Below are 18,384 nucleotides of genomic sequence, written 5' to 3' on the forward strand. Positions count from 1 at the left end.
GGGAAATATGCGAATAATGTTATTAAATATGAGAAAATTTATGGCAAACATTTGTTCGCTTTTGGCGCTTGGTATGCTAGAATATAGTTACCTTAGACGACAGCAATCGGAGTCGAAGATGACAATTACATAGTGATTTTTAGAAAAAATTAGGAGGTCAGCTGATGAGTTTACAGTTTGTTTTGGGGAGTGCGGGGATGGACCACAGGACGCCGATGGTGGCAGCGATGGCGGCACAGCTTACATCAGTGCCAACAGACCAATGCTACTATTTGGTTCCCAACCATATTAAATTCGAGACTGAAGTGGACGTGTTAGCGGAGCTGAAGGAACGGATGGCGCCGGATCAGCCACTGTTTGCGCAGACGCAGGTTCAAGTGTTCTCATTTACACGGCTAGCGTGGTTTTTCATGAAAAATGAACCGGTTTACCAGCTTCCTAGAATCTCAACGGCTGGCTTGAATATGCTGATCTATCAGATCATTCAGAGTCACGCCGATGAGCTGATAATTTTTCGTGGTGAAGTTGACCGGCCGGGATTCATCACGCAGCTAACGGCTCAATTAGCAGAGTTAAAAGTGGGGCAAGTTACGGCTGCTGACCTCCTGACTGCGGTCGAAAATTTGACGACGACTAATGCCGATCTACAAGCTAAGCTACATGACCTGATGATTTTGTACGAAGCATTTGAGACCCAGATGCTGGGAAAGTACGTAGAAAATACAGACTTACTTAATCAGCTGGCCGATTATTTAGCAACGCGGATTGATTTGAGTCATGCCCACTTCTATCTGGAAGGTTTTTCTCAATTGAGTGCGCAAGAACGTAAACTGGTCGCTGTCTTGATTCAGCGGTCGGCTAGTGTTGAAGTGGCCTTAAACTTGGACAAAGGATACCCCCAGGAGTTGCCGGATACGACGACGCTCTTTTTCCAATCAGCAAAACTCTATCACCAACTTTACGTTGAGGCTCGGGCGGACAACGTTCCCGTCTTAATTGACCAACAGGCAGCGTCCAGTCGTGTTTCAGCGGACCTGTTGGCTTTGGATCATTTTTGGCAGGAGACCAATACGCTATCGCCCCAGCCCAAGCCTGCAGTGGCAGCCTTGAAGAATGTCAAAATTGTTCAAGCGGCTAATCGTTACGTTGAAGTTTCACACGTGGCAACGCAGATTCGTCAACTCGTTGCGAGTGGCCAGTATCGGTACCAAGACTTCTTAGTGTTGGCCCGTCATCTAGATAGCTATCAAACGGTTATCGATCCCATTTTCAAGGCGCAGGAAATCCCTTACTTTGATGATGCTGACGTTCAGATGGCCGATCATCCCTTTGTGGAGTTGATTAATGCCCTATTTGACGTCCAGCGGAAAAATTATCGATATGCCGATATCTTTCGGGTATTGAAGTCGGAGCTCCTCTTGCCACAAGACGATGACGGTGAACCCCTAGAGTTGAATGTTTATCGGCGAGCGTTGGCCCTAACCGAAAACCTCGTTTTGAAAAATGGCTACGAGGGTCAGTATCGGTGGACACAGGAGAAAGATTGGTTGTACACGCGTTTTTCGGCCGGGGATGATAGTGTTCAGACAACTCACGATGAGCAAGTGACGGCGCAAATCAATGTGATTCGTCATTTTGTTAAGGCCGTATTGCCACCATTCTTTGCTAAATTAAAGGCGGCCAAAACGTATACTGAAGCATCGGCGACCCTGTACCAGTTTCTAGAAAATCATGGGGTCAGTCAACGCCTTATGGCTTGGCGTGACCAAGCGATTGCGGCTGGGGATTTGTTCCGTGCGGGACAACCCGAACAGACGTGGGCAACCTTCTGTCAAATGCTTGATGAGTGTCATAGTATTCTGGGAGAGCAACCCTTTAACCAGGCCGATTTTCAGTCTTTGCTACAAGCTGGATTTGCTGGTGCTAAATTTAGCCAGATTCCCTCAACACTCGATCAAGTCATGATTTCTGAAAGCGGAATCGTGCAGGCAAATAATCGGAAAGTCACCTTCTTGATGGGGGCCACGGCAGATAGCATGCCAGATGACCAAGTCCCGACGACGTTACTTGCTGATAATGATCGTCAGGACTTGAGTGAACAGTTGCAAGCAACTGATGCCAACAGCTATTTACGTGATGATGCGGCGACTCAACTAGCAGGTGAACCCTATCTGAACTATCTGGCGTTTTTGAGTGGGAGTGACCGGTTGATCTTTAGCTATCCAGCGACGAGTGACGGTGATGGTAGCCTACAAATTTCGCCGTACGTTGCACGGATCCGCGACTACTTTAAGCTGCCAGTTACGTTGGCTGTAGCGGCGCCAGAAGCGCAACAGACGGACATTTTACCCTTTGTGGGGACGCGGCGGACAACGTTACGCCATCTGGTGCAGGCTAGTCATGATAGTCAAACACGTGAGCAGCCACTGTCGCCCAACTGGCTCTACGTTTTGCGTCTTTTAAGAGCGGACACGACTTATGGGGAGCTGACGACTAAACTGTTGGGGAGCCTGAGCTATCGCAATGTACCGCAACAGCTGACACCAGATATCGTGACGCAGTTATACGGTAATAAAATTAGTACGTCTATTTCGAAACTGGAAGAGTACTATGCGAATCCGTATGCCTACTTCTTGAAATATGGCTTAAAGCTACAGGAACGGGACGTCTTTGAACTCTCGCCGGCTAGCACGGGGGAATTTTTCCATGCGACGATGGATGGCCTAATGAAAATCGTTAATGAGCAAAAGCTGAATTTGTCAGACTTAGATGACCAACAACTACGAGAAATGACGGATGAAGTTATTGCAAAAGTCTTAGATACCACGACTAATCCACAGTTCGCCATCTTAGAGAGTTCTAACCGAATGGTCTACATTCGTCAGCAGTTAATTAAGACGATGCGTCAGATGGCGAAGACACTACATGAACAGAGTAAACGAACAAAGCTACGGCCTAAGCGAACGGAAGTCCAGTTTGGATTAGGAGATGAACGTGGACTAGAAGCCTTATCATTCGATTTAGCGAAGCGACGAAAAGTCACAGTTCGTGGGCGAATTGACCGGTTAGACGCCATGCAATTACAAGATAAGACGTACCTGGGCATCGTTGACTATAAGAGTTCCGAGCATAAGTTTAGTTATCAGGACGCTTACTATGGGCAGGCCATGCAGATGTTAACGTACTTAGATGCCGTCAAGAAGAACCTACCGGAATTGCTGGCAAATGATACGCCAGTTAATGCTGAATTAGCTGGCGCCGTCTATCTCCATTTGCAAAACCCGATTTTAAAGGCCGCCGATGTTTTGGGAACAGATCCACTGGAGGCGTTACTCAAAGCAGAACAGTATCAAGGCTTGTTGTTGGATGATCCAGACCTATTAACCAATCTAGATTCCTTGTTTGCGACGGATAATTATAGTGGGAGTTCGTTGTTATTCCGTGGATTACGACGCACGGTTAAAGGGACAATTACGTCTTACAGTAAGATGTTGGTCAAGCCGGCTGAATTAGATCTGCTACTCAAGCATACGGAACGGCTAATTAAACGCGCAGCGACGGAAATATTTGACGGGCACGTGGATTTGGCGCCATTTCGGGAGCAAAATCGAACCGCATTACAATTTTCACCGTACAAGTCAATTATGCAATTTGACCCGTTGCTAAAAGAGAACAACTATCGGGAATTACCGACGCTAAAGAAAGACGATGTGATGGCCCGAATCAAGGCCGAACAAGAAAAGGAGGCAGCCGATGAGCGCAAAATTTAGTTTTACACCTAGCCAAGATCAGGCGATTCACCAGACCGGGAATAATCTATTAGTATCTGCATCAGCCGGGTCCGGAAAGACGCGGGTATTGGTTCAACGCGTTATTGAGCACTTGAAGTCCGGAATGGGAATCGACGAAATTTTAATCGTGACCTTTACCAAAGCGGCTGCTGCCGAGATGCGAGACCGGATTCAGACGGCCTTGCGCCAAGAACTCGCAGCTAATCAGGGAAATAGTGACCGGCAGGCGTTTTATTTGCGACAGCTAAATCAACTCCCCGTGGCTGATATCAGTACGCTCGATGCGTTTTGCCTCCGTATTTTACAGCATTACTATTACGTGATCGACCTCGACCCGGTCTTTCGCTTGCTGGCAGATGAGACCGAGAATGCGTTGCTTCGAGACGAAGTTTGGTCGGACTTACGTGAACAGCTTTACGCTGATGACAAAAGTGGTCTGTTTGCTCGGTTGACGGAGAATTTTTCCGGTGACCGTAGTGATGATGGGTTAGCTGAGCTGGTGCAACAGACGTATACCTTTGCCAACGCCACACCGGATCCGGTGGCCTGGCTAACAGCGTTGCCAAAACCCTATCAGTTGGATAGCGACCAGTTGACACAAACGACGTTCTATCAGCAGAAATTGGCTCCTTTGTTTACTGCACAGTTGCAACAGATTCAAGCCGATTTAACCAGTGCTGAGCAGTTGGCGACGAATAATAGCCTAGAAAAGCAGGCGGCTCATCTACAGACTGTTTTGGCTAGTCTTCAGGGCGTTTTAAATTTAGTTTCTAGTGGGAGCTGGAACGATTTGCGGGCCGCTGTTCAGGACTTTACATGGGGGCGGATGCCCAGCATTCGAAAAACTAACGAAGACTACCCGGTTTACAATGAACTCAAGACAACTTACTACGATCCGGCACGAAAGCAATTGGATGCGTTAAAGAAGACTTACTTGATTCAGAGTGAGAAACAGGCCATGACGACCATTGAAAAGTCAGGGGAATTAGTTGGCAAATTGGCCAGAGTTGTTATCGGTTTTCGGAAAGCCTATCGTGCAGAGAAACAGCGACGCCATGTGCTGGACTTTGCGGATATTGAGCATGCCGCACTAGAGATTTTAGCCAGTGATACCGAGCAATCGCGCCACGTTGCTGCACAGCTACGTGATCAGTATGCCGAAATCATGATTGATGAGTATCAGGATACGAATGGCTTACAAGAGGCTATTTTAACGGCGATTGCTGAGCCGGCGCCAAAAGGAAATCTCTTTATGGTGGGGGATGTGAAGCAGTCAATTTACCGGTTCCGGCAAGCTGATCCAACGTTGTTTATGGGGAAGACGGACCGGTATGCTGTTGACGAGAACGCTGGGCAACTGATTACGTTAGCCGAAAATTTCCGGTCGATGAAAAATGTCGATGATTTTACCAATCTTATTTTCAAGCAATTAATGGATCGTGAATTAGGTGAGATTGCTTATACCGGGTCAGCCCAGTTAAAATTTGGCGCAACTTACTATCCAGAAGATGTTGAGAGTACGGCAGAACTCTTAGTCTACCTAACCGAGGGTGCTGAAGAGAACCAAAATGGAGAGCCGATGGATGAACGGTTCCAGGTTGACGACAAGCATCAAGGTGAAGTCTTGATGACGGGGAAGAAAATTCAGGAGCTAATAGCGGCTAAGACGCCAATTTATGACCGGGAGAAGAAGCAAGTTCGGCCCATGGCCTATCGGGATATCAATCTGCTGACGCCCACGCGGACTAACAATTTGATTATCACCGATGAGCTTCGGCGAATGGGAATCCCTATCGTAGTCAACGATGCGCAGAACTATTTTAAGACGACCGAAATTCAAATCATGATGTCGTTGCTACGAATTATTGATAATCCCTACCAGGACATTCCACTGGCGGCGGTGTTGCGTTCGCCGATTGTGGGCTTGAATGAAAATGAGTTGGCGTTACTACGGATCAATCAGAAGACGGGGGACTATTATCAAGCACTCTTGCACTTCCAGCAAACCTTCGCAACGGGGACCAGTAGCGAGATGCAACAGCGAGTTCACGAAAAAATCGGTCATTTCTTAGAGCAACTGCAGACTTTTCGTGACATTGCACAACAAAATGAGTTGGTCACGCTGATTTGGCGTATTTATCAAGAGACGGGTTTCCTTGATTATGTCGGTGGGATGCCGGCCGGAGAACAGCGTCAAGCAAACCTGCATGCCTTGTATGAACGTGCGCAGAGTTACGAAAAGAGTAGTTTTAAAGGCCTCTTCCAATTTGTCCGGTTCGTCGAACGACTGCAGGAGCGTGATGCCGACTTGGCGGGCGCACCAGTGCAAACGGCCGAAAATGCGGTGTCTGTGATGACGATTCACGGAAGCAAGGGGCTGGAGTTTCCAGTCGTTTTCATCATGGACGCTTCGCATCAATTCAATCGTCAAGATCAGCAAGGGAACTACGTCATGAGTGGGAAAACTGGGATTGGCATCGACTACCTGGACACTGAAAGTCGAATTAAGGCACCGAGCTTACAAAAGCTGGTGACAGCACAAGCTATTTCCCGGGCCAGCTTAGCCGAGGAAATGCGGAAACTATACGTTGCGCTGACGCGAGCAGAATCACGACTCTATATTGTGGGGTCACATAAGTCCCAAGACGAAGCGCTCAGTGCCTGGGAGCAGGCTTACCAGAGCCCTGACCTCGTATTGAATGCCACTTTGCGAGAAAAGAATACGCTAGCAAACTACCTGGATTGGATTGGGATGTGTTTGATTCGTGATCCACGTTTTGATTCAGAGCTACGGACAGAATCCAGTGCCTTCTCTGGTCTTGCAGGTGATCCGGCTAAATTCAAAGTGTCCTTTGAAACGGCGGCAGATATTGAACCAGAACAGAACGTAGGTGAGGCAGCTGCCGATTGGTTGCAGACAGCTAGTCGGACTGCCGAAGAGGTGGCAGATACGGCGGTTTCTGGTGAGCAGATCAAGGCAATTATGGATTTTCAGTATCCACATCAAGCAGCGACAGAAACAACGGCTTATCAGTCCGTCTCTGAGGCGAAGCGACTGTTTGAAGACCCCGATAACACCAAGATTGGAGAATACCAACCGACCGAGCGGGGGCAGGCTGGACGGCGTTTCGTCACACATGACTTTGCGCGGCCAGAGTTTCTCCAAACGGTGCGAGAGCCTCTACCAACTGAAATCGGGAGTGCTACCCACTTGGTTTTGCAGCAGTTGGATGTCACCTCGGCACCGACGGAAGAGAGCGTCCAGTCACTGATTGACCAGCTAGTTGCCGATCAAGTCTTATCAGCAGAAGTCGCACAGCGTGTGCAACCGGAGCTGATTTTGCGATTCTTTGCGAGTGATTTGGGTCAAAAGATTTTAGCGGCTCCCGACCAACTTCATCGTGAGGTACCATTTTCACTCTTGATGCCGGCCCGAAGCCTGTTCCGTGACTTTAAGGAAATGGAGTCACAAGTGCTTGTCCATGGGATCGTCGATGGTTATTTGTTGACCCCAACTGGGGTGGTGCTGTTTGATTATAAGACGGATCACGTGAATTCACGCGATGTTGCCAAGAGTGAAGCGAAGCTGTTGGAACGGTATGGCGGCCAAGTTAATCTCTATGCCACAGCCTTAAAACAGATGACGGGACAGCCAATTATTGCTCAGTATCTGTATTTATTGGCGACAGGAGATTTAGTCGCGGTCCCTACACAACAGATCCAGAACTTAGATAATTAGCGCAAATTAAAAAGCGGTTGACCCCAAATGAGCCAACCGCTTTTCTTTACTGATGAATTAACAATAGCGAAGTCAGAATAAATAATTGAACGGCCATGACGACCAGCACGCCCGTAAAGCAACGGCTGTAGTGGTGATCACGGTGGAATAAGTAGCCGAGGGTGCTGGCCAAGGCAATAAAGCCGACAGTGACCAGAATGATCAGTTTGATTTTAACGTCGAAATCTTGCGTTAGCATCGCGTACGCTTCCTTTACACAGATTAGTTATCGCTATTATACCAGATGTCTGGGCAGTTGCTGACTAATCGCGTTCAAGCATAAGGGCAATGCCCATACCGCCGCCGATGCACATCGAGGCGAGGCCACGGTGACCACCGCTGCGCATTAGTTCGTGCAGTAACGTTACGACGATTCGTGTTCCGGAGGCACCCAGGGGATGACCCAGGGCGATGCTGCCACCGTTAACGTTTAGTTTATGAGTCGGTATTTTTAAGTCGCGGGTAATCGCAACGGATTGGGCGGCAAAGGCTTCATTAATTTCAAAGCGGTCAATCCCCGCAACTGTCGCGTGGGTGCGGTCAAGCATCTTTTGGATGGCGTAGACGGGCGCATAACCCATGATGGCCGGATCAATGCCAGCTTCCTGGTAGCCTGTAAGTGTAGCTAAGTAAGGGATATTGGCAGCAATGGCCGTCGATTTACGCATGAGGATCATGGCTGCTGCACCGTCGTTTAGCCCAGCGGCATTGCCGGCTGTGACCGTGCCATTGGATTTAAATGAAGGCTTTAGCGCCGCCAACTGTGCAGCGGAGGTTGTCGTCCGAACAGCTTCATCCGTTGTAATCAGCTGATCGCCAACGGGAACGGGGACGATTTCAGCGTCAAAGCGGTGTTCTAACTGTGCCTGGGTCGCATTTTGTTGTGAGCGGAGAGCAAAGGCATCTTGTTCCTCCCGGCTAACGTGATATTTCGTTGCGACGTTCTCGGCCGTGATGCCCATAGGAATGTCGTTAAACGCATCTACTAAGCCGTCCTTGGCCAAACTATCAACCAGCGTCATATCACCAAATTTATGACCAAAACGTGAATGAGGGCTCAAATAGGGCGCCTGGCTCATGCTCTCCGTGCCACCGACTAAAACGGCGTCGGCGTCACCTAATAGGATAGCGCTTTGGCCAAGTCGAATAGCTTTTAGGCTAGACCCACAGACCTGATTGACGGTCATCGCGGTGCTGGTGACGGGGATACCGGCGTTGAGTTCAATTTGGCGAGCCACGTTTTGGCCCTGGCCTGCTTGCAGAACCGTACCGAAGATGGTCTGCTGAATCATGGCGGGTGTGAGGCCACTTCGTTCGATGGCGGCCTTTGCAGCGAGGGTCCCCAGTTGAACGGCGGAAACGGACCGGAAATTCTTACCGAATTTTCCGATGGGGGTCCGGACCGCGCTAACAATTACAACTTCTTCTGCCATGCTATTAGTTTCTCCTTTTCCGATAATGTCCGAAACTCTAATATAACCGACTTTGCAGGATTTGTCTTGAAATTGACCCGTAATTACCAACAGATTTGAATTTTCTTAAATTTTTTCGACCGGTACCGGGTAAATTATGAGAAGGTCAACTATTCTTGTTATTATTAGTATTTAGGCCAGCTAACTTACTAATTAATACTTACGGATTCGGAATTGATTATAAAAATATTTATCTTAAGGGTTGCAATTCATTTTTATTCATGCTAAAGTGTACCCAACATCAAAAAACGAATAAGAAATCTTTCAAACGAAGTAGTGATCTATCTGGGAGCTCAGAGAATTGGCGGTCGGTGCAAGCCATGCAGGGTAGGTTTAACGAAATACGAAAGCTGTTTCTTCGGGGTACCGCCACGTTATCGGAGGTTAAAGTGTAGAGGCTGAGAGTCTCTGAAGCTGGGTGGTACCGCGCTAAGGCGTCCCTTCTATTTGATATAGAAGGGACGCCTTTTTTGATGCTAATAAAATTTTTTGGAGGTATTTGATGATGAAGAATACGAATGCAGGATTAATGGATGACCGGTTACATTGCCCAGAGTGCGGGGATATTGTCTTTAAGAAGGTTTCTGGAGAGGCCACGTTAGAGTGCACGAATTGTGGCCATCGAATTGGTGAGTTAGAAAAGCTAACCCACTAGCAAAGGGGATATTTATGCACAAAAATAAACTAGGAGGAATGAATATGCAAAATACGCACGAGGCAACACTAGATGAAACCGAAACGCATCCGACTCGCGTAAAATGGATTAGTCTCGCCGTTACGTTATTAATTACGACGCCATTAATTATAACTTTAGTAATGTTTAAATGGTCGAGTATGGCGCTCATGCCACTATTAATAATTGTTGGTTCTCTGGTCGCAATAGTTATTGGTGTATGGCATTTAGCCGTCCAGTTGGTCACGGTCATTAGAGAGGGTGGGGATAGTGACTTCCGCGAAAGATAGTGGTTATGATTATATAGTTTCAGAGCGGCGTCATATGGAAAATACCCCATATGGCGTTTTTTGTAATAGTTAATTAGAATTTACATAGGACATTATTATAGAATATACTAGACGATATTAAAGATTTAGTTGGAGGAATTAGTATGATTGATTTAAGGGATCGGGATATCATGTCATCAATGGAAGCAGCCAAACGCTGGATGAAGGCGGATGATTATGTTCGCCAAGTTTACCGGAAGAGTCCGGATCGCTTTCCGGTGGGGACCATTCGTAAATTTGGGAAGCAACTAGTGGTCACCCGTAAAGGAATGGAAGTTGTCACGGGCGAAACGGAGATCGAAGCAAAACAATTTGCAAGTATCCGGAGAGACCCTAATATTCGCGACCTCTAATGAGATGAAGTTATTTCACCGTGCCAAAATTCGCTGAATGTGGCGATTTATCCGCTCCCCTTCACTTGACAACGCTTTCATGGTTAGCTATCTTTTGGTTGTTTAGGTCGAATTCATTTTCAACGCGAACGGCCTGTCAAAAATTTTGGGTACAGTGAAAGGGGAACAAGCTAATGAATATCATTGATGAGTTAACTTGGCGTGGTGCGATCAATCAGCAGACGGATGCTGAAGGCTTGAAAAAGTTAACAACGGAAAAGAAAATTTCGTTGTACTGTGGGGTCGACCCGACCGGGGATAGCATGCATATCGGGCACTTGATTCCATTTATGATGATGAAACGCTTTGAACTAGCCGGCCATCATCCATACATCCTGATCGGTGGCGCCACGGGGAGTATCGGTGACCCTAGTGGCCGCAAGACCGAACGGCAACTTCAAACTATGGATAAGGTTCAACACAACGTGCAGGCTTTATCACGACAGATGCAGCGGTTATTCGGTGGTGATTCCAACGTCACCATGGTCAACAACTACGATTGGTTATCCAAGATTTCCCTCTTAGACTTCTTGAGAGACTACGGGAAATTAGTGAACATTAACTCAATGTTGGCTAAGGACATCGTTGCTAGTCGGCTGGATACAGGGATCTCCTTTACGGAATTCACGTACCAAATTCTCCAGTCCGTTGACTTCTTGACGCTTCACAATGAGCACAACATTCAACTTCAAATTGGTGGGGCCGACCAATGGGGCAACATTACTGCTGGGATTGACTTAATTCACAAGATTAAGGGGTCCGACGAAGAAGTTTATGGGCTGACGATTCCACTAATGCTTAAGGCCGACGGAACTAAATTTGGGAAGACGGCTGGTGGCGCGATTTGGTTGGATCCCGAAAAGACCTCGCCTTACGAGTTCTATCAATTCTGGTTAAACCAGGACGATCGTGACGTGATTCGCTACCTCAAGTTCTTTACGTTCTTGAGCCAAGACGAAATCAACGGGTTAGAGGACAGCGTTGAGAACGAACCAGCCAAGCGGTTGGCCCAACGCCGGCTGGCTGAAGAAGTGACCCGCTTTGTTCACGGTGAAGAAGCCTTAGAGTCCGCTCAAAACATTTCTGAAATTCTCTTCTCTGGTGACATTCAAAAGCTGACCTTGGCCGAAGTTCAAGAGGCCTTTGAAAAGGTACCGAACGTCTCAATCAGCGCCAAGCCAGAAAACATTGTCACGCTGCTGACCGACACGACGGCCATTGAGCCATCACGGCGGCAAGCACGCGAAGACATTGAGAACGGTGCCATTACGGTCAATGGTGAACGCGTAACGGCTACGGATGCCGAACTCGACCCTAAGGATAACTTCTCTGGTAAGTTCATGGTCATTCGGCGGGGGAAGAAGAACTACTTCCTCGCCAAAGTAGAAAATTAGACTAAAATTAATTTTTTCTAATGTTATACCCGTTAGCGGGTCCGATAGCGTATATCGGACCCGCTTTTTGATTCTGTGCAGGTGCTCATAAACCGGTAAACGGCCATGTGCTTGTTCTAATTTTAACAAAAGACCCTTTACAGGGTACAAATGAAAGCGTATTCTCTTGGGTGAGCAAGGATAAATAAACCTGTAGGAGGTAAGTGACATGGAAAAGAATACAAACTCACTTAAGGATTTAGACTTGAACGCTTTGTTTATCGGAGATAAGGCGGAGAACGGTCAGTTATACAAAGATATGCTGAACAAGTTGGTCGACGAACATTTAGGCTGGCGGAAAAATTACATACCATCAGACCCCAACATGATTGGGCCAGATGATCAATCATCACCAGAATTTGAAAAGACGGTCAACCACATGAAGACGGTGCTGAACCAACTGTCAGAACGGATCCGAACAGAATCAGTTCCTTGGCATTCAGCCGGTCGCTACTGGGGCCACATGAACTCCGAAACCTTAATGCCAGCACTGTTAGCTTACAACTACGCTATGCTGTGGAACGGAAATAACGTTGCTTATGAATCATCACCAGCAACCTCCCAAATGGAAGAAGAAGTTGGCCAAGAATTTGCCCGCATGATGGGTTACGACTACGGTTGGGGCCACATCGTTGCCGACGGTTCCTTGGCAAACTTGGAAGGTCTCTGGTACGCCCGGAACATCAAGTCCCTCCCATTCGCCATGCAAGAAGTTAATCCCGAACTCGTAGCCGGCAAGTCAGACTGGGAATTACTGAACATGCCAACTAAGGACATCATGGACCTGCTTGAAAATGCCGGGACCGAGATCGACGAAGTAAAGAAGCGTTCCGCTCGTAGCGGGAAGAACCTCCAACGCTTGGGCAAGTGGTTAGTCCCACAAACGAAGCACTACTCCTGGATGAAGGCTGCCGACATTATCGGAATTGGTCTCGACCAAGTGGTTCCCGTGCCAATCGACAGTAACTACCGGATGGACATCAACGCTTTGGAAGACATCATCCGTAAATTTGCCGCTGAAAAGACACCAATTTTGGGGGTCGTTGGGGTGGCTGGCTCAACCGAAGAAGGCGCCGTTGATGGCATCGATAAGATGGTTGAACTGCGGAAGAAGCTGTACAAAGAAGAAGGCATCTACTTCTACCTCCACGTCGACGCCGCTTACGGTGGCTATGCCCGGGCATTGTTCCTCGATGAAAATGACAAGTTCATTCCATACAAGGACCTCCAACGGGTTCACGCCGAAAACCACGTCTTCACTGAAGATAAAGAATTGATCAAACCAGAAGTTTACGCTGCGTATAAGGCCTTTGATGAAGCAGAATCCATCACCATTGACCCACACAAGATGGGGTATGTGCCTTACTCTGCTGGTGGGATCGTTATCCAAGACATTCGGATGCGCGACACGATTTCCTACTTCGCAACTTACGTCTTTGAAAAGGGTGCGGACATTCCAGCCTTACTCGGTGCCTACATTCTCGAAGGCTCCAAGGCCGGTGCTACCGCCGCTTCCGTTTGGGCTGCACACCACACCTTACCATTGAACGTGACGGGCTACGGAAAACTCGAAGGGGCCTCCATTGAAGGCGCGCACCGTTACTACGACTTCCTGAAGGACTTGAAGTTTGAAGTTGCCGGTAAGAAGATCTCCGTTCACCCACTGGTTTCCCCTGACTTCAACATGGTTGATTACGTGCTGAAGGAAGACGGCAACGACAACTTGGTCGAAATGAACCAATTGAACCACGCCTTCTACGAACAAGCTTCATACGTTAAGGGCTCACTTTACGGCAAGGAATACATTGTGTCTCACACCGACTTTGCCATTCCGGACTATGGTGACAGTCCACTCCAATTCGTTGAAAGTTTAGGCTTTAGTGAAGCAGAATGGCGCCGTGCCGAAAAGGTCACGATCATCCGGGCCTCAGTCATGACGCCTTACATGAACCGTAAAGAAAACTTCGATTACTTTGCACCTGAAATCAAGAAGGCCATTCAAGCCGATCTTGAAAAGGTCTACGAAACGTCGAAGCAGAATCAAAACGCCTAACACATCACTATATCGTTTCACCGTAGGTCATTCGGGGTAATGGCCTACTGCTATTATAAAAAATATTATTTGGTTGAAGGGAAGCGCGAACATGGATAATCAGGCTAAAAAACTTAGTCTTGGCACATTTATTGGGATGACCATGGCCCTGTGTGCCACGGTACGTTCGATTCCTTCAGTTGCCGCAACTGGTTGGACGCAAATCACCTACATGGTCTTTGCCGTCGTCTTCTTCGCTTTACCGGTTGCCCTGATTTCCGGTGAATTGGGAACCATGATGCAAGCTGAAGGTGGGCCGCAGTTATGGGTCAAATCAGCGTTAGGGGAAAAATGGGGATTTGTGACTGCCTGGCTCCTCTGGGTACAAATTTTCCCAGGAATGGTCATGGTGGCCTCAACGATTGGTCCGCTGTGGGGGAACGTCTTTGGGAACGTCGCTTTAGGGAATAACCACTGGTTCATTCTCGCTAACATCTTAGGCTTTTACTGGATCATTACCGTTCTGAATTTACGGTTCGACATGGCTAAAGTGGGCGGGAACATCGGGGTTTGGCTCGGTGTTTACATTCCAATCGTCATCATGCTGATCATGGGGGTTGCTGCCATGGTTAAGACCGGAATCAACCCAAACGGTTACCTGGGAACCTTCACTTGGGGCAAATTAATGCCAAGTCTGGACAACCTGCAATCGTTACAATACTTCGCCGCCATTTCCTTCGTTTACACAGGGTTGGAAATGTCTTCTGTCTTCATTCCGCGGCTGCATGACGCCAAGAAGACTTACACGCGGGGGATCTTCGTTGCCTTGATCGGGTTAGTTCTGATGAACATCATGAACTCCATCTTGGTCGCCAACGTGGTGCCAGATGGTAAGATTCAATTATCAAACATCACGCAACCGATCGTTCTCTGGTGCCAGATCTTAGGTTGGCCTTCAATCATCGCCAATATCTTCAGCTTCATGGTCGTGATCGGTGTGCTGATTCAGTTGTCCGCTTGGGTGACGGGGCCTTCGAAGACCATGACGCAAGTTGCCCGGGCTGGCCAATTACCTGCCAGCTTTGGCTACCACAAGACCAACAAGTTCGGGGTATCTCGTAACGTGGTCTTAACGCAAAGCATCTGCATTTCACTCTTTGCCTTACTCTACGGCTTCATGAAAAATGTGAACGGGGTCTTCTTGACGCTGACCAACGCCACCACGGTGATCTACGCAATTGTTTATATCTTAATTGCGATTGCGATCATTCGCTTACGGCAAACGCAACCGGACATTGAACGCCCATACCGCTTAGGGAAAACGGGGAATGCAATGGCTTACTTCGTGGCCTTCCTGTTACTCTTCGGTATCGTGGTCATCATTGCCGCTACCTTGGTTGCAAGTAATGCTACGCAGGCAATCTTCGTGGTCATCATTACCGCTGTCCTCTTCATCATTCCGCTGATTATTGATAAGAATAAGAACGCCGAATGGATCGAACAGGTGAACACAGATTTAGCACTCGACAAATAAAATCTTTGACTCGGTGAAAAGGGCTTACTTGTTGGTAAGCCCTTTTTGGCTTAAAGGGGTGTTCTATTATGGAAGAAAAAAAGAAAACGGACAATCATTTCTCACTCATAGAGTCCTTAATTATTATGGTGATCATGTTTCTTATTCTGGGGACCATGATAATTGGGATGAAGATGTCGCCCCAGATTCCAATTTTGTTTGTGTTTACGCTTCTCATGTTTTACGGCCATTTTCGTAAGATCTCCTGGGAGCAAATATTTGATGGGATTACCGAAGGGATTAAACCCGGGATTATTCCCATCCTAATATTCCTGATGATTGGCTTACTGGTTTCAAGCTGGCTGGCGTCCGGAACCATTGCTACGATCATGGTCATTGGGTTCAACATTCTCTCCGTGAAGTTTTTCTTGCCAACGGTTTTTGTTATCTGTGGCCTGGTTGGCATTACGGTGGGGAGTTCATTTACCACGGTGTCAACGATGGGCATCGCCTTCATGGGGATCGGTCATATCTTGGGATTTTCTGATGCCTTGACTGGCGGGGCCATTGTTTCCGGAGCGTTGTTGGGAAATAACTTGTCGCCGTTATCCGATACGTCTAATTTAACAACCGGGTTAACCAAGGTGAATCTTTACCGCCACCTCTTAGCCATGGCCGGCACGATTGTTCCCTCGGCGATTATTGCGCTCGGCTTGTATTTTGTGATGGGGAGCACGGCCAAGACGGCCAACTTGAGTCAGATTCAGTCGATTTCAAGCAGCCTGGAGCAATCCTTTGCGGTTTCAGCTTGGTCGCTACTGCCGATTTTAGTGTTATTGTTGTTAGCCTGGCGTCAAGTACCGGCGATTCCGTCGCTACTGTTGGGGTCGATCACGGCGTTGTTGCTAGTCATTGTTCGTGATCCGTCCTACGGGGTGACCAAGATCAGCAATCTCTTGATGATGGGAAATATTGCCAAGACCCCCTCAACCACGGTTAATGAATTGATGAGTGGCGGGGGCATCAACAACATGCTGGGGTCGGTCTCGTTGATCATCGTCGCCCTGGCGTTAGGTGGATTGCTGATTAAATTTGGCGTGGTCCACACGTTGATCGACAGTATTAAGCCTTACGTGAACAAGCCGGGGAAGCTGATTCTCTTCACCGAACTCAGCGGGGTCGGGGTCAACCTGATGGTCGGGGAGCAATACCTCTCGATCATTTTACCAGGGACAACGTTCAAGTCATCCTACGACCGGCTAGGTTTAGATCGAAAATACCTGTCACGGACCTTGGCGACTGGTGGGGCCGACATCAATGCCTTAGTTCCTTGGGGAGTCAGCGGGATCTTCTTTTCGGGAACGTTAAATGTCGACGCCCTGCAGTACATTCCCATGGCGTTTTATACCTACATCAATCCAATCATGACGATCATTGCCGGCTTTACCTTTGTGACCTGGCGGTATAAGAAGCAGCTCGCACAGGCTGGTAGCGTTGAAGCCATGATCAACCAGTCGATTGAACTGGATGATGAGGCCAAGCAGGCGGCATTGAAGTCGGTAACGACTAGTGGCGCTGGAAGTTAGAAATAGCGAGATGGACACCGCTAGATTGGTCGTCCTCGGGTTATCGCGACACTCATTGAAAGCTTTGTCGCACGTTTTGGTCATGTATGTTCGGAGCGCAAAGGGAGTCTGGAATTTTTCTCAGACTATTTAGTTGTAATGGGACTACGACGTGAACCGAGAAGTCAACACCGGGTTCAGTCTATATCTGGCGACTGGAGCTCATCATTTGAAAAGATGGTGGGTTCTTTTTTGACGGGAACAGTTATTACTGGTATTTCCAAACCGGATTTTCCATTCTGCGATTCTTCTATTATAATAGGGGGTAGGTTAAAGAATAGGGGAATCGAGTTATGGAACGAACAGATTCAACGGCCGAACCAATGACCCCGGCGGAATTTTTAACGCCGCAGCGGTTGGCCCGGTTGTCAGCTAATCAGCAGAAATATGCGGCGGCCATCCTTAATGATGTGCAACGCGTCCGCGAAACAGTCAAATTGGCACAGGGGAGTTGGACACCGCAACAGGTCGCTGGTACCCTGGCGGCTTTGCCTACCATGGTCGACCAACCGCATCTGTACTTTGTGGCGGTTGTTCCCGTTTTGACGGCATACTTTAAGGCCCAAAAATTGGCGAACTTTGCCGAGCTAGAAGCCGCATTAAAGGTAGCTCGGCCAGAATTAGTCGAAAAGCACGGCGATGCAGCCGGCGAACAACAGGCCTACGAGGGCGTTGTCGCACTCGTTGAAGACTGGGTTGAAGCCATGGTGACGCAGCCAGATGTGGCCAATCTTAGTCAAGCTGATCTCCAGCACTTCATCACGATCGTCCACACGACGGCCGAACTGATGATTACCGGCAAGCATCTCCAACCAAACGATTGGGACGTTAAGACGTTAAATGAAATTATGTTTGGCCCCTTCACTCATTTATTGGATGAAGCAGACCGTGTGCCGGCCCTTTTCAACCTGGTTCCGTTTGCGCTGACCACCTTGTTCGACTACTTAGCCGCTCAAGGCAAGCTGACGCACGCGACCGAGCTACAAGACTGGGTCGGTTCACACCACACAGCGTTGGTGACCATGTATGACCCCAAGCTGGAGACCTTCTTTGAGGACCTGACGACGGCCATGCAACGGGCCAATGTCGATGCCGACGACCATGATGCCGTCGATGCCTTCACGCAGGATTATCTGCGGGCTCACCCAACTGCGAGCCGCGAACTCTTTACGACCGACCGGCAGTTGACCCATAAGAAGCACATCAAGCAGGTCAAGTACAGCCAAAAGAAGCGGCGGAAACGGCGTCGACGTTAAGAGCAAACGGGGGAATAAGGGCAGTTTGGGGGTTCCTTCGCCTTACCGGTCGGCAGATATGGGCTGGAACGGTGCGGACGCAACTTGAAG

Annotated in this window: 12 protein-coding genes; 10 read left to right on the top strand and 2 right to left on the bottom strand. The window is 48.3% G+C overall.

Going from position 1 to position 18,384, the window contains the following annotated elements:
* Positions 1 to 164: 164 nt before the first annotated feature.
* Complete coding sequence (locus FC99_RS01590) at positions 165 to 3,770, top strand: PD-(D/E)XK nuclease family protein (RefSeq protein WP_048733808.1); 3,606 nt, start codon at positions 165 to 167, stop codon at positions 3,768 to 3,770.
* Positions 3,754 to 7,530, top strand: coding sequence for a helicase-exonuclease AddAB subunit AddA (gene addA, locus FC99_RS01595; protein WP_048733809.1), 3,777 nt, complete (start codon positions 3,754 to 3,756; stop codon positions 7,528 to 7,530). Before FC99_RS01590 ends, addA begins: the two co-directional genes overlap by 17 nt.
* Positions 7,531 to 7,576: 46 nt before the next feature.
* Here the strand turns inward: addA and FC99_RS01600 are convergent, their stop codons facing one another.
* Both FC99_RS01600 and FC99_RS01605 read right to left on the bottom strand, forming a co-directional pair.
* On the bottom strand, positions 7,577 to 7,768 hold the full coding sequence (locus FC99_RS01600) for a hypothetical protein (protein WP_048733810.1): 192 nt from the start codon (positions 7,766 to 7,768) through the stop codon (positions 7,577 to 7,579).
* Positions 7,769 to 7,832: 64 nt separating this feature from the next.
* A complete protein-coding gene (locus FC99_RS01605) occupies positions 7,833 to 9,002 on the bottom strand; it encodes an acetyl-CoA C-acetyltransferase (RefSeq protein WP_048733811.1) in 1,170 nt (389 codons plus the stop codon).
* Between the two features lie 544 nt (positions 9,003 to 9,546).
* Here FC99_RS01605 and FC99_RS13980 point away from each other — a divergent pair.
* The 8 genes from FC99_RS13980 (at position 9,547) to FC99_RS01640 (ending at position 18,294) form a co-directional block, all read left to right on the top strand.
* Positions 9,547 to 9,696, top strand: coding sequence for a hypothetical protein (locus tag FC99_RS13980; protein WP_164480524.1), 150 nt, complete (start codon positions 9,547 to 9,549; stop codon positions 9,694 to 9,696).
* A 44-nt stretch (positions 9,697 to 9,740) separates the two neighbouring features.
* Positions 9,741 to 10,004 (top strand): hypothetical protein, encoded by a 264-nt coding sequence (locus FC99_RS01610; RefSeq protein WP_048733814.1) that lies wholly within the window; start codon positions 9,741 to 9,743, stop codon positions 10,002 to 10,004.
* A gap of 143 nt (positions 10,005 to 10,147) precedes the next feature.
* Positions 10,148 to 10,396: a helix-turn-helix domain-containing protein gene (locus tag FC99_RS01615; protein WP_048733815.1), complete on the top strand. Its 249-nt coding sequence runs from the start codon at positions 10,148 to 10,150 to the stop codon at positions 10,394 to 10,396.
* Between the two features lie 173 nt (positions 10,397 to 10,569).
* Positions 10,570 to 11,829: a tyrosine--tRNA ligase gene (gene tyrS / locus FC99_RS01620; RefSeq protein ID WP_048733816.1), complete on the top strand. Its 1,260-nt coding sequence runs from the start codon at positions 10,570 to 10,572 to the stop codon at positions 11,827 to 11,829.
* A gap of 208 nt (positions 11,830 to 12,037) precedes the next feature.
* Entirely contained in the window at positions 12,038 to 13,921 is a 1,884-nt protein-coding gene (tdc, locus tag FC99_RS01625) for a tyrosine decarboxylase (protein ID WP_048733817.1), read from the top strand.
* Between the two features lie 91 nt (positions 13,922 to 14,012).
* Positions 14,013 to 15,434: a tyrosine-tyramine antiporter gene (tyrP, locus tag FC99_RS01630; protein ID WP_048733819.1), complete on the top strand. Its 1,422-nt coding sequence runs from the start codon at positions 14,013 to 14,015 to the stop codon at positions 15,432 to 15,434.
* Between the two features lie 68 nt (positions 15,435 to 15,502).
* On the top strand, positions 15,503 to 16,999 hold the full coding sequence (locus tag FC99_RS01635) for a Na+/H+ antiporter NhaC family protein (RefSeq protein ID WP_082153209.1): 1,497 nt from the start codon (positions 15,503 to 15,505) through the stop codon (positions 16,997 to 16,999).
* 332 nt (positions 17,000 to 17,331) lie between these two features.
* On the top strand, positions 17,332 to 18,294 hold the full coding sequence (locus tag FC99_RS01640; RefSeq protein ID WP_082153210.1) for a hypothetical protein: 963 nt from the start codon (positions 17,332 to 17,334) through the stop codon (positions 18,292 to 18,294).
* The last annotated feature ends 90 nt before the right edge of the window (positions 18,295 to 18,384 follow it).

It is taken from the genome of Levilactobacillus koreensis JCM 16448 (assembly GCF_001435525.1).
Classification (GTDB): domain Bacteria; phylum Bacillota; class Bacilli; order Lactobacillales; family Lactobacillaceae; genus Levilactobacillus; species Levilactobacillus koreensis.

Coding starts and splice junctions, on each gene's coding strand:
- FC99_RS01635 (WP_082153209.1), top strand. CDS start 15,503: ATGGAAGAAAAAAAGAAAACGGACAATCATTTCTCACTCATAGAGTCC.
- addA (WP_048733809.1), top strand. CDS start 3,754: ATGAGCGCAAAATTTAGTTTTACACCTAGCCAAGATCAGGCGATTCAC.
- FC99_RS01615 (WP_048733815.1), top strand. CDS start 10,148: ATGATTGATTTAAGGGATCGGGATATCATGTCATCAATGGAAGCAGCC.
- FC99_RS01610 (WP_048733814.1), top strand. CDS start 9,741: ATGCAAAATACGCACGAGGCAACACTAGATGAAACCGAAACGCATCCG.
- FC99_RS13980 (WP_164480524.1), top strand. CDS start 9,547: ATGAAGAATACGAATGCAGGATTAATGGATGACCGGTTACATTGCCCA.
- FC99_RS01600 (WP_048733810.1), bottom strand. CDS start 7,768: ATGCTAACGCAAGATTTCGACGTTAAAATCAAACTGATCATTCTGGTC.
- tyrP (WP_048733819.1), top strand. CDS start 14,013: ATGGATAATCAGGCTAAAAAACTTAGTCTTGGCACATTTATTGGGATG.
- FC99_RS01590 (WP_048733808.1), top strand. CDS start 165: ATGAGTTTACAGTTTGTTTTGGGGAGTGCGGGGATGGACCACAGGACG.
- tyrS (WP_048733816.1), top strand. CDS start 10,570: ATGAATATCATTGATGAGTTAACTTGGCGTGGTGCGATCAATCAGCAG.
- tdc (WP_048733817.1), top strand. CDS start 12,038: ATGGAAAAGAATACAAACTCACTTAAGGATTTAGACTTGAACGCTTTG.
- FC99_RS01605 (WP_048733811.1), bottom strand. CDS start 9,002: ATGGCAGAAGAAGTTGTAATTGTTAGCGCGGTCCGGACCCCCATCGGA.
- FC99_RS01640 (WP_082153210.1), top strand. CDS start 17,332: ATGGAACGAACAGATTCAACGGCCGAACCAATGACCCCGGCGGAATTT.